This window comes from Variovorax sp. YR750, from assembly GCF_900109805.1.
Classification (GTDB): Bacteria; Pseudomonadota; Gammaproteobacteria; order Burkholderiales; family Burkholderiaceae_C; genus Variovorax; species Variovorax gossypii.
The window spans coordinates 22,282-33,735 of record NZ_FOBJ01000029.1 but is presented as its reverse complement, the minus strand read 5'-3'; the positions used below and the strand labels follow the sequence as shown (position 1 = coordinate 33,735).

Genomic DNA, 11,454 nt, shown 5'->3' with positions numbered 1-11,454 from the left:
TGCAGGATGAAGGAGATGAAGAGCACTTCGCCCAGCAGCTTCCTGTGCTTGACGAGGCTGGGGATGAACCAGGAGAAGTCGAACCTGGCGAGTTCACCCGCCAGGCTTGCGCGGCTGGTGATGAGGATGAGTTCGCCGCTCCAGTGCGAGGCGAAGACTTCCAGGGGTTCGATGACCGGGCGACCATTCGAAGAGGAAGGGTCTTGGAGCAGGACGCGTTGGGCGTCGCACTGGGCGAGGATGACGAAGCGTTCGGAGCCGTCTTCACCTCGAAGCGCCGCCAATGCGGGCAGCGGCGTCAGGGACAGGCGATCAAGCGTGGTACGCGAGGACTTGGCCTTCAGGCCCAGGTGCTTGGCTGCGCGCAGCAGCGTGGCGGTGTCGACACTCTCAGACGATACGAGGCCCAACTGGTGCGACAGCAGCGAGGCATCGGCTGCGATCTGGTGGAAGCGGGCGAGGGTGCACAGCGCGACGAGAGACGGGTTTGCAGCACCCCCTGCATCAGGTGCTTCTTGCGGCCGTGCCCCTTCCTCCCCCTGCGGCTGTACAGCCGCCTCCAGCACTCCCATTTGGGATCCCTCGAGTGTTCTTTTGAAACATCAAGATACCTGAGTAGGAACTGACTGACAATCGCAATATCGCGACATACTTTTAGGCTACATCGAGCGGGCACACAGCGATGCGCTGGCCCGAGCAGGAGGGAACTGCATCCATGTTTCTAAAGAACACCGGCAGCGCCTACGAGCCAGCATTTTTTATCATCCGCATCGATGCCGACCAGGCGCCTGAAGATCTGCTGGCTCAGAACGAATCGACGTTCATCCACGAATACCTTCACCTCCTGCAGGACTTGGTCTTGCCGTATTGCATGCGGGAAACATCGCCCGCCTCGAGACTTTTCTCTTGCAGATCAAGAATGCGAGGCTCCTGGGCGAATTGCGTCTGCCGAGCTCGTACTCGGATGCGAGCGTGGCACTGGTGAAGCGAATCGGCGAGGCCACCTGGGGGCAAGCTCGTCGCATGACAACGTCGCCGAGATCAACCGCATTGAGCTGATTGAAGAGTCGGTCGAGGGTCAGGACTACAAGCTTCAGAAGTACCTCCTGTCTGCACGAGGCGTGCATGACTATCACTTCGGCGCCTTACCTCATGCAGGAGGTGCAGCACCTGTCAAGACCGCAAGGGAAGGCACGCTGTCCCGCATACGAACTTCCAGCATCGCGAGCAGTGCGCGCAGCGCGGCGCTGTTCTGGCGGCGCTGTGCGTAGGCTGCATAGAGCCAGATGTCGCCGGGCATGAAGTCCTGAAGAACCGGCACCAGATGGGCGCCTTCCACGTAGGGTTGCGCGAGCAGCTCGGGAACACATACCGCACCAATGTCCGCCAGCGCTGCGCCGATGAGCGCACTCGCGTCGTTGGCGTCCATGCGTCCCCGAACGGGGACGTTATAGGGCCGACCGTCCACTTCAAACGCGATCTGTGGCGGCCCGGGCACGACCGAGTAGGCGAGGACATCGTGCTTTCGCATGTCATCGGGATGTACCGGAATGCCGCGCCGCGCCCAGTAACGCGGTGTGGCGCAAAGGGTCAGTCCCATCCGGCGCAGGCGCCGTACGATCAGGTTCTCGTCGCCGATCCGCCCGAACCGCAAGGCCATGTCCACCCCCTCTTCAACCAGGTCGATCACGCGGTTGCTCAGCTTCAGGTCCACCTGCACGTCGGGATGGCTTGTGAGGAAGTCTCCCAGCAGACGCGGAAACGCGGTCTGAACCATCCCGTGCGGTGCCGTGATCAGCAAGCGGCCGCTCGGGTGCGAGCCCCGTGCCTGCAGTTCGCTCGTGGTCTGCTCGATCATCTCCATCAGCGGCGCACATCGCGCCTGCAGCAAGCGGCCCGCGTCCGTGAGGGAGACCGAACGCGTCGAACGGTTGAGCAAACGCACGTTGAAGCGAGCCTCCAGCGCCGCGACGTGCTTGCTCACGCTGGCCTTCGAGATACCAAGCCTGCCCGCTGCGCGCGAGAAACTGCCCTGGAAGGCGACTTCTGCAAAGGTCCTGAGGAGCTCGAATCCGTCCATCTTTCATCCTGTCACTCGCGAAGTGGCCCATTGCAGATGACTGCCCTTCGCCCTCACGGGGGCGACGCAGTGGAACCGCTCTCCCATCCGCCCCCCAGGGCCATGAATACCCCGACTTGGTACTCCGCCAACCGGGCGTCGGACTCAGCCAGCGCGGCTTCGTGCGAGGCCAGGGTGCGTTGGGCGTCCAGCGCATCGAACTGGCCAACCTTTCCGCTGATCAGCAGCGCCCGCGCCTGATCGGCCACGGTCAGACTCTGGTCGCGTGCGGCAGCGAGCGCCGCATGGCGGTCGAGCTCCCGGGCGTAGATGTCCAGCGCGGCTTCGGCTTCTCGCAGCGCATTCAGCACGATGCCCTCGAATCGCGCGAGCGCGCCGCGAGCGGTTGCTTCAGCCTGGGTGATGCGCGCTCGCGCGACACCCGTGTTGGGAAAGGACCAGCTGATCAGCGGCCCCACGCTGTAGCTGAAAGTCTCTCGGTTGGCGAACCGTTCGACAAAGCCGGCGGACGCCGATGAGAGGCCCAGCGTCACCTTGGGATAGAGATCGCCCGTCGCGACACCGATTCGCGCCGTCGCGGAGGCCAGGCTTCGCTCGGCCTGCCGCACGTCGGGGCGCCGGGCGAGCAGCGCAGCGCCGTCGCCCACGGGCAGCAGTCCGGCCACGCGTGGAGGCTGCTCGCAATGGCTGATGGCTTCCGGAAAGTCGCGCGGCGCGGCACCCGTGAGCGTGGCGAGCCGGTACAACGCCTGTTGGCGCCGGGCTTGCATCGGGGGGATGGCGGCGCGCAGGATTTCGAGCTGCGCGCGCGCACGCGCGGTATCCATGATGCTCGCCTTGCCCGCGCGCTGCAGCCGCTGAGCAAGGCCAAGCGCCTCTTCCTGCAAGCGCACCGACGCCCGCGCCACGCGCAACTGCAGACCGCTGGAACACACCGCGGCATACGTCTGCGCCGTCCCGCCGGCAACGCTCACGCGCACCAGGTCCACCGCGGCGCCTGCAGCGCCGGCATCCGCTTCGGCGGCTTCGACGGCGCGGCGCAACTGGCCAAAGAGATCCAATTGATAGGACACGGCCATGCCCATGCTGTAGTTGTGCCGGCTCGGTGGCACATGGTCGGGCTGCAGCACAGACAAGCCCGAGACGTGACCGAAACTCGGGCCGCCCTGGAGAGTGACCGATGGCTGTTCGCTCCCGTGCGCCTCGGCCTCGAGGGCCACGGCACGCTCGAAGGTGGCCAGGGCTTGCCGCAGATCGGTGTTGTGCGCCAGGGCCTGGGCGATCAGGCCGTCGAGCTGCGGGTCGTCGAAAAGGCGCCACCAGTGCACAGGCATCGTTGCGTCCGATGCGGCCGCGCCGCCGGAGAGGAACGGCCCGGCCGAAGCAGACTGCGCTGCGGTGAGCGCGGCCGGAGCGACGTAGTCGGGGCCGACGGGACCATGGGCACAGCCAGCCAGCAGCGCACATACGGCAGCGGTTGCGAGAGCGAGGACGCGAGGCGGCTTCATGAGCGCGGCTCCTGAACGCGAGCCGCGGCGGCGGCAGAAGCTGCCCGGTCCTCCATCACCTCGACGGAGACGGTCTGCCCGACGACCAGGCGAACATTGGCCGGCAGCGGGTCGAGCTTTACCCGCACCGGAACGCGCTGCGCGAGCCTGACCCAGTTGAACGTCGGATTCACGCTGGGCAGCAGGTTGGCACCGGTGCTGCGGTCGCGGTCGCCGATGCCTGCAGAGATGCTCTCTACCTCGCCTTCAAGGGCGGGCGCGTCCATGGGGGTCACACGCACCCGGTCGCCCAACCGGATGCGCGCCAGCTTGTTTTCCTCGAAGTAACCCTCGACGTAGATCGAATCGTCAGCCACGAGCGCCAATGCGGGGTGGCCTGCCGTCGCATAGGCGCCCTGGCGCAGATCGAGATTGGTGACACGTCCCGCCGCGGGCGCGCGCACTCCTGAGCGCTGCAGGTTCAGGCGCGCCACCTCGAGCGCCACCTGCGCCTGGCGCAGGGCCGTTTCGGCAGCCAGCAGCGCACCTCTGGCCTGCTCGACGCGCAGGCGCGACTGCTCGCGCACCTCCTGCGCGACAAGCCCCTCCAGTTCGTCGTTGCGGCGGCGCTCGCGCTGCGCCTGGGCCAGCGCGACCTGTTGATTGCCGATGACGATCCGCTGGGCGGCGACTGCAGCCTCGGCCTGCTGCAGCGCCAGCGTGAAGCGGGCTGCGTCGATCGAGAAGAGCAACTCGCCCGCCCCGACCGGCTGGTTGTCGCGCACCGCCACGGCGGCCACCATGCCGGAAACATCAGGCGCCACCTGGACGACGTCGGCCCGCACCCGGCCGTTGCGTGTCCAGGGTGCCAGTTCATAGTGGTCCCAGAGTTGCAGAGCTGCCCAGCAGGCGGCCGCAGCGATCAGCGCGGTCAGCAGCATGCGAAAGAGGGAGGGTACCGGGCGCGGCAGCCAGGCGGGAAGACGGACGGATTTGGTATTCATGGTCGAGCAGCGGGACAACGGGTCAGTTCAGGAGGAGATGGCGCCGGTCAGCCGGACCAACGCATAGAGCGACAGGAGATACAGCCCCAGATCGAAGAGCGGTGGATGCCACACCCACCGGTAGACACCGAGCAGCGACAGCAAGCAGCGCATCCACCAGGCGCAAGCCATCGCGCCTCCTGCGAGCAGGAGCAGGCCGGGAACGTAGAGGCCGAAGAAGCTTGTTTCGATCATGGTTGCAGGTCCGAAGGCGCAGAAGGAAAGAGATCCCTGCGCAACCCCACGAGGGCCGAGACAGCGGGCTCGCACGCGGTGCTTGCGAGGCAAAGGGCCAGCAGCCGGTCGATCTGCGGCAACAGCGCGTCGAGCCGCGGCGGCGATTCCGTGGCTCGGGCGAGGAAGGCTCGCTCGAGCGCGGCCAGCAGCTCGCGCACAGGCATTTCGGGCAGCAGGTGGCGATGCTGCTGAAGAGCGCCGATGCTGGCGCCCATACGAAGTTCGCGCATGGCGAGCTGCGCCGCCTCGCCACCCTGGTACGCGGCGCCGCCAGCCGTGCGCGGAACCAGCAGCGCGATGCGATCCAGCATGCGGCCTGTGAACGCGTCGCGCGCCAGCGCGCGCTTCGGGCGTGCTGCCATCTCGGAAAGATCGCGCCAGGTGGCCCGGTGGATGCGCTGCACGCTCCATTCGCTGCTCACGCTGCGCACGATGGCGGTGACGCGCGCGGCAATCAGGGCACCGGCGAAGAGGGCCAGATTGCCCTCGAGAAAGCTGACCCAGTCGGCGCTGGCAATGTCGTGCAGGGCCAGCGTGCCGGCCACGCCGAAAAACATGCCCAGTGCCGTGAGGCTGCTTGCCGGACGAGCGAGGTAGCCGCCCACGACCAGGAACAAGGGCGCGATACACAGCACCAGCATGCCGAAGTCGTGCGCCAGCGGCATGACGCCGAGGATGTAAAAGGCAGACACCGGCATCGACCACAGCAAAGCGACCAGGAACTTGTGCATGCCCGGCACGGGATCGTCCATGGTGGCGAAGAAACTGCAGAAGACCGCCGCCGCCATGGCCATCGACGAGCCCGCCCGCCAACCGCTGAATATCCACGCCGCGCATGCGATGCAGGTGGAAAGCACGACCGTGAATGCGGAGCGCAGCGCCAGGCCCCTGTCCACGTGCAGGACGGGTCGCGAAGCCTCTCCTCGCTTCGGAGGCGGCGCGTGGCCGGCCAGCCCGGCGGCGATGTCGACGCGAAGCGCGTTGCACCAGCGCCATCCGGCGACCAGCTCGTCGACATGGGCGGCGACGTCGATATTCAGCGCACGCACCCAGGACGAGTTCCGCCGGTCCGCGCCCTCCGCCCGGGCAGCGGCGCGAACGCCGTCCAAGGCGCCGGGCGGCGCATCGGCATCGAGGCAGGCGCAGCCTTGTGCCATGACTCGGGCGACCGGGTCGGGCACGCCGCCTGTTGCATCGCGCAAGGCTGCGAGCCGGTCCTCCAGGGCCGAAAGCGAAGGCGTCAGTGCCGCAAGACCGTCGTGCAGGTCGCCCACGGCATGTCGGGTCCAACGCAGGCCGCCGGTATCGAAGGGCACGTGGGTGGCCAGCAGGCGCAACTGGGTGATGTCGGTGGCGATGCGCCGCCTGTCCTGTGCCAGCCGGTTGCCTGTCTCATCGTCGGCACCAGGGCTCATCAGGTCGCCGGCCCATCGGCGTACATCGCCCAATGTGCGGTCGATCAGTCCGAGGAGTGAGGGCGCGAGGCTGGCGGGCAGGACGATGCTGTGCACGAGGCTCGCGCAGACGATGCCCAGCGCGATCTCCTCGGTTCGGGCGACGGCGGTGTCGAACATCGCCGCGGGCGCGTCCACCAGCGGAAAGCCGATCAGTGCCGCCGAGTAGCCTCCGAGCATGAAGGCATAGGAGCGCGCGCTTCGGTCCATCAGCGACAGGTAGAGGCACGAGCCCACCCACAGCGCCAGCGCGAGCGACAGAAGCACGGGCGACCCCGACAGCGACGGGATCAGCACCACGGTGGCCGCGCATCCCAGCACGGTGCCGCACAGGCGGTAGAGCGACTTCGAGCGCACATGGCCCGCCAGGGGATGGGCCACGATGTACGCGGTCATCATGGACCAGAAGGGCCGGGGCAGCCCGAAACGGCTGGACAGGTACAGCGCGAGCATGGCCGCGAAAAAGCTCTTGAGCGAAAAGAGCCACTCCTGCCTGGAGAAACGAGGCCGCGCGATCATGCGGCGCCCCTGGAGATCGGGCTCGAAGGCGTCGATCTGGCCTCAAACTTGTTGCGAATCATTTGCATGCATCGATGCTAGGCATCTGCATGCAAGGCAAGAATCGTAAACTTGGACAAATGATTTCTCTTTTCGGTCATCCCGGATGAACCGTTCCGTCCGTGCGACGTCTCGCGCCAGCCTCGACCTGGACTACGAGCCGTCGGTGCCCGTCATGGCACATCGCGTGGATGTCGAGGAGCGCGAGCGCGAGGTCCCGATTCACGTGCATCGATCGGGCCAGCTGGTGATGGCCCTGCGCGGGGCGGTCTCCTGCGACGTGCCCGGTGCGATGTGGATGGTTCCGCCCCAAGCGGGCGTGTGGATTCCGGGCGGCACGCCGCACAGCAACCACAGCACGGCGAACGCCGTGATCTTCTACCTGTTCGTTGCGCGCGATGCCGCGCCCCTGCCCGCCAGCTGCTGCACCTTGCGCATCAGCCCGATGCTCGGCGAGATGATCCAGTACCTGGCGGAACAACCACCCTCCTACGAGCCCGGCGGGTCGACCGATCGGCTCGCCCATGTGCTGCTGGACCAGCTCTGCGCCATGCCGAAGGAGGAGGTTTCCCTGCCCATGCCCGAGGATGCGCGGCTGCGAAAGGTGTCGCGCGCCATGATGCGCGACCCGTCCGACCGCCGTACGCAGAAGGACTGGGCCCACCAGCTGGGCATGAGCGAGCGGACGCTGAACCGGCTGTGCACGGCCTCGACCGGCCTGAGCTTCGGACGCTGGCGACGCCAACTGCACATGATGGTCGCGCTTCGGGAACTGTCCGGAGGAGCGACCGTGCAGCAGGTCGCCTACGACCTCGGCTATGAGTCGCCCTCGGCCTTCATCACGATGTTCAAGAAGGCGTTCGGCAAGCCTCCCGCCACGTACATCAATGACCGGCTGATGGCCGGGGGATGAGGGGCGTCCGCTTCAAGCCTTTACCGGTAGGGGCGCGCGTGGGTCACGCCGCCGTCCACCACCAGGGTGGCACCCATCACGTAGTCTCCCGCGCGCGAGGCCAGGAATATGGCCGCACCTGCGATGTCCTGCGGCGTGCCGATGCGCCGGGCGGGAATGTGCCCCGACAGCGCCTGCCCATGGTCGCGGGCATTGCGGTTCATCTCGGAGGGAAATGCGCCCGGCGCAATGGCGCTGACCGCGATGTTGTCCTGCGCCAGCCGCATTGCCATGCGCCGCGTCAGGTGAACCAGTCCCGCCTTGCTCGCAACGTAGGAGTAGTTCTCCTGTGGGTTGAGCCCGATGCCGTCGGTGGAAGCGATGTTGATGATCTTCCCCACACGTGCCCTGGCCGCCGCGCGCAGCGGTCCGGCAAGCGCCTTCGTCAGGAAGAAAGGCGTCTTCAGGTTCAGGTCGACCACCTTGTCCCAGCCGCTCTCCGGAAAAGCGTCGAAGTCTTCTCCCCATGCAGCCCCGGCGTTGTTGACCAGGATGTCCAGCGTCGATTCATGGCGGGCGTAGGCGTCGGCCATCGCCTGGCAGCCTCCGACCGTGGACACGTCGTGCGGCAGCGATACGCAGTGGCCCGTGCCCGCGAGTTCCCGCGCGGCCAGGTCGCAGGCCTCGGCCTTGCGCGCGCTGATGTAGACGCGTGCGCCGTGCGCCAGGAACCCCTCGGCGATCATGCGGCCGATGCCTCGCGAGCCACCGGTGATGAGCGCCGTGCGGCCCTGCAGCGAGAAAAGATCCTGGGCACTCATGGCGACGTCACCGCGGTACCCGCACGCACGGACGTGCCTTCTTCTGCGGGCAGCTCGAGACGCGCTCGCCGCACATAGGCCGTTCCGTCGAACAGGCGCCGCGCCGTGCGCGTGAAGTGCACTTCGCGCACCGTCCATTCGTTTTCGCCCGCATGCTCGACATTCGCGAAGATCTTGAGCACCCCGCTCGGATGGCCGATGCGGATGCGCGCCGGACCGGCATGCGTGCCCCGCGCTTCGGCTGGAATGGTTCCCGCGATCTGCGCCGCGACCGAGAGGCAGACCGAGCCGCCACCGGGGAATGCCTTGTGCATGGCGCCACCGTTGAGCACCATGCGCGCGACGAAGTCGATTTCCGATGACTGCACGACGCGGTCGCCGGCAATGGTCCGGTAGTCCTGCGCTTCGCTGATCAGGATCTGGTACGGCGTCAGGATGCCCGACGACGGAAGATTGCAGCGCTCGACGACCCAGCGCCTCACCTCCTCGGCCATCTCGTAGATCTCGGGGCCGAGCTGGCCCGGCAGTTGCGTGCCGGTGATGCCCAGGTCCGCCGCGCGGATGAACACGCACGCCGTGCCGACGTCGACCACCGACACCGGTATTTCGCGGCCGAGCTTCGACACGTGGACCCAATCGCGCGCCTGCCCCGTGGGCAGTAGCTTGCCGGTCGTGGAGCCGCTGGTGTCGGAGTAATCCAGTGCCACCTCTGCACCGGTGCCCGGCACGCCGTCCACTTCGCTGTTGCCCTCCACGCGTGGCTCGCCGTCGGCGCATTGCACGGCCATCCGGAGGATCTTTCCGGTGTTCGTGTTGTGCACCCGAACGGTGGTGACGGGTTCCTGCACCGGAACCAGCTTCTCCTGCAACGCATACACCCCCGTGGCCGACGAAATGTTGCCGCAGACGATCTCGAAGCTGGCCGTGGGCTGGTCGATGCCGATCTGCACGAAGGTGTAGTCGATGTCCGCATCCGGGCGCGACGGCGGCCCGATGATGGCGCACTTGCTCGTCAGGATGTCTGCGCCGCCGAGCCCATCGATCTGCCGCACATCCGGGCTGCCGAACAGGGCCAGCAGGAATCGAAGGCGCGCCTCGGCATCGGCGGGCACGTGCTGCTGCGAGAGGAAAACGGCCTTGCTCGTGCCACCGCGCATCAAGGTGACCGGTACGTTGATTTGTTCTTTCATCGGCCCAGTATGCGGTTGCACCCGGGCCGCCGTCCTTTCAGTTTGGCTGGCCTCTCTTTAGCCTGGCTGCATGCTTCGCATGCTTTAGCGCAGCTAAAGAATGCCGAGCAGAAATCCAATGACCACGAGGAGGTGCGTCTCGATACTTCCTGTCGCTGTGGCCCGCTCCACACGAACAGGAGACACCTTTTGAAGATCATCAAGCGAACGGAATCCCCCTTCCGTGACACCCCCGACGGCATGGTGCTTGTCGCCACACGCGTGGCCAGCCAGCCACCCCAGTTCCCGCCGATCGAATTCGTTCACGACGACCAGAAGGTCGAGGAGATCGAGCTCGGTCCCACCGGCTCCCTCTACAGCTTCACGATCGTCCACCCCGGCAAGGAGAAGCAGCCCTACGGCCTAGCCATGGTCGACTTCGCGCCTGGCGTTCGTGCGTTCGGACGGCTGCTGTTCGGCACCGAGGCGCCCGCCATCGGCAGCCGCCTGAGGGTGGTGCCCTTCGCGTTGCCGGACGGCACCCCCGACTATGCCTTCCAGGAGTGATGCGAGATGAACCAACCACTGATCACCGGGGTCGGCATCACGGACTTCGGCCGCTTTCCCGAACTGACCGAAGAGGCCATGGCCCAGGCAGCGATTCTCGATGCCCTGGCCGATGCCGGCACGCAGCTCTCGCAGGTGCAGGCGTTCTACTGCGGCAACGCGCTCGGAGCCATGCTGCCCGGCCAGCGTGCATTGCGCGAGCTGCATGCCGAGGGCGGCGCGGTCTACAACGTGGACAACGCCTGCTCCAGCGGCGCCACTGCGTTGAATCTCGCGCTGCAGGCGCTCAAGGTCGGCCAGTACGACACCGTGGTGGTGTTCGGCATGGACCACCTCAGCAGCCTCGGCGGCGGCCCGCTGCAGCTCAGCCAGAAGGACTGGAACAACCGGCGCGGAATGATCATGCCCGCCCTGTATGCCATGCGCGCCAGGCGATACATGCACGACCACGGCCTCACGCTGGAGACGCTGGCGGACATCTCCGTCAAGAATCGAAAGCACGGCGTCCTGAATCCCATCGCCAAGTTCGCCAAGCTGGCGGGCCGCGAGGAGGTTCTGGCGTCCCGCCCGGTGGCCGAGCCGCTCACGCTGCTCCAGTGCTGCCCAGCGGTGGTCGACGGGGCAGCGGCGCTGGTGCTCAGCACCAAGCCTGCCAAGGGCGTTGCAAAGCCGGTCCGTGTCCTGGCATCGGTGGTGCAGTCGGGCCTGTTCGAGACCGCACCGGTCGACATGACCGAGGCCGAGATCACCGCGCGTGCCGCCAGGCTGGCCTATGAACAGGCCGGCATCGGACCGCAGGATCTGAGCCTGCTGGAGGTGCACGACGCGTTCACCATTTCCGAGCTGCTCTATTACGAGGCGCTCGGTCTATGCAGCCGGGGCGAGGCGGCAAGCCTCCTGCAAAGCGGCGCGACCACGCTGGGCGGGCGCGTGCCGGTCAACCCCAGCGGCGGACTGATCGCCAAGGGACATCCGCCCGGAGCGACGGGCGTCGCGCAGGTCGTGGAGGTCTGCGAGCAGCTGCAAGGCCGCGCCGGTGCACGGCAGGTGCGCGGAGCGCGCGTCGGCCTCACGCAGGTGACCGGCGGCGGCATCTGGGGCGTGGACCACGCCGCCTGCTCCATCAACATTCTTTCGCTTTGATTG

The 11,454-nt window shown here is 66.8% G+C and carries 11 protein-coding genes; 3 read left to right on the top strand and 8 right to left on the bottom strand.

What is annotated here, in order from left to right:
- The 6 genes from BMY35_RS36605 to BMY35_RS36580 form a co-directional block, all read right to left on the bottom strand.
- The coding region (locus BMY35_RS36605) for a cysteine peptidase family C39 domain-containing protein (RefSeq protein WP_256230643.1) at window positions 1-572 on the bottom strand (572 nt) is incomplete at its 3' end.
- A gap of 578 nt (window positions 573-1,150) precedes the next feature.
- On the bottom strand, window positions 1,151-2,080 hold the full coding sequence (locus BMY35_RS36600) for a LysR family transcriptional regulator (protein ID WP_093209896.1): 930 nt from the start codon (window positions 2,078-2,080) through the stop codon (window positions 1,151-1,153).
- Window positions 2,081-2,133: 53 nt separating this feature from the next.
- Window positions 2,134-3,588, bottom strand: a complete 1,455-nt coding sequence (locus tag BMY35_RS36595) for an efflux transporter outer membrane subunit (RefSeq protein ID WP_093209894.1) — start codon at window positions 3,586-3,588, stop codon at window positions 2,134-2,136.
- Window positions 3,585-4,571, bottom strand: a complete 987-nt coding sequence (locus tag BMY35_RS36590) for an HlyD family secretion protein (RefSeq protein ID WP_093209892.1) — start codon at window positions 4,569-4,571, stop codon at window positions 3,585-3,587. Before BMY35_RS36590 ends, BMY35_RS36595 begins: the two co-directional genes overlap by 4 nt.
- A 27-nt stretch (window positions 4,572-4,598) precedes the next feature.
- Window positions 4,599-4,805: a DUF1656 domain-containing protein gene (locus tag BMY35_RS36585; protein ID WP_093209890.1), complete on the bottom strand. Its 207-nt coding sequence runs from the start codon at window positions 4,803-4,805 to the stop codon at window positions 4,599-4,601.
- The gene (locus BMY35_RS36580) at window positions 4,802-6,820 is read right to left on the bottom strand and encodes an FUSC family protein (RefSeq protein WP_093209888.1); all 2,019 of its coding nucleotides are present in this window, start codon (window positions 6,818-6,820) and stop codon (window positions 4,802-4,804) included. Before BMY35_RS36580 ends, BMY35_RS36585 begins: the two co-directional genes overlap by 4 nt.
- 145 nt (window positions 6,821-6,965) lie before the next feature.
- On the opposite strand from BMY35_RS36580, the gene BMY35_RS36575 reads away from it, so the two are divergent.
- Window positions 6,966-7,772, top strand: coding sequence for an AraC family transcriptional regulator (locus tag BMY35_RS36575; protein ID WP_218153046.1), 807 nt, complete (start codon window positions 6,966-6,968; stop codon window positions 7,770-7,772).
- A 20-nt stretch (window positions 7,773-7,792) separates the two neighbouring features.
- On the opposite strand, the gene BMY35_RS36570 is transcribed toward BMY35_RS36575, so the two are convergent.
- Both BMY35_RS36570 and BMY35_RS36565 read right to left on the bottom strand, forming a co-directional pair.
- Window positions 7,793-8,572, bottom strand: a complete 780-nt coding sequence (locus BMY35_RS36570; protein WP_093209886.1) for an SDR family oxidoreductase — start codon at window positions 8,570-8,572, stop codon at window positions 7,793-7,795.
- Entirely contained in the window at window positions 8,569-9,762 is a 1,194-nt protein-coding gene (locus tag BMY35_RS36565; protein ID WP_093209884.1) for a PrpF domain-containing protein, read from the bottom strand. The genes BMY35_RS36570 and BMY35_RS36565 overlap by 4 nt, the downstream gene beginning before the upstream one ends.
- 189 nt (window positions 9,763-9,951) lie before the next feature.
- Here BMY35_RS36565 and BMY35_RS36560 point away from each other — a divergent pair, with 189 nt between their 5' ends.
- Entirely contained in the window at window positions 9,952-10,308 is a 357-nt protein-coding gene (locus tag BMY35_RS36560; RefSeq protein ID WP_093209882.1) for a Zn-ribbon domain-containing OB-fold protein, read from the top strand.
- A gap of 6 nt (window positions 10,309-10,314) precedes the next feature.
- On the top strand, window positions 10,315-11,451 hold the full coding sequence (locus BMY35_RS36555; protein WP_093209880.1) for a thiolase family protein: 1,137 nt from the start codon (window positions 10,315-10,317) through the stop codon (window positions 11,449-11,451).
- Window positions 11,452-11,454 lie beyond the last annotated feature (3 nt).

What these genes read in the sequence shown, in the direction of transcription:
- BMY35_RS36600 (WP_093209896.1), bottom strand. Translation starts at nt 2,080, where the DNA reads ATGGACGGATTCGAGCTCCTCAGGACCTTTGCAGAAGTCGCCTTCCAG.
- BMY35_RS36595 (WP_093209894.1), bottom strand. Translation starts at nt 3,588, where the DNA reads ATGAAGCCGCCTCGCGTCCTCGCTCTCGCAACCGCTGCCGTATGTGCG.
- BMY35_RS36590 (WP_093209892.1), bottom strand. Translation starts at nt 4,571, where the DNA reads ATGAATACCAAATCCGTCCGTCTTCCCGCCTGGCTGCCGCGCCCGGTA.
- BMY35_RS36585 (WP_093209890.1), bottom strand. Translation starts at nt 4,805, where the DNA reads ATGATCGAAACAAGCTTCTTCGGCCTCTACGTTCCCGGCCTGCTCCTG.
- BMY35_RS36580 (WP_093209888.1), bottom strand. Translation starts at nt 6,820, where the DNA reads ATGATCGCGCGGCCTCGTTTCTCCAGGCAGGAGTGGCTCTTTTCGCTC.
- BMY35_RS36575 (WP_218153046.1), top strand. Translation starts at nt 6,966, where the DNA reads ATGAACCGTTCCGTCCGTGCGACGTCTCGCGCCAGCCTCGACCTGGAC.
- BMY35_RS36570 (WP_093209886.1), bottom strand. Translation starts at nt 8,572, where the DNA reads ATGAGTGCCCAGGATCTTTTCTCGCTGCAGGGCCGCACGGCGCTCATC.
- BMY35_RS36565 (WP_093209884.1), bottom strand. Translation starts at nt 9,762, where the DNA reads ATGAAAGAACAAATCAACGTACCGGTCACCTTGATGCGCGGTGGCACG.
- BMY35_RS36555 (WP_093209880.1), top strand. Translation starts at nt 10,315, where the DNA reads ATGAACCAACCACTGATCACCGGGGTCGGCATCACGGACTTCGGCCGC.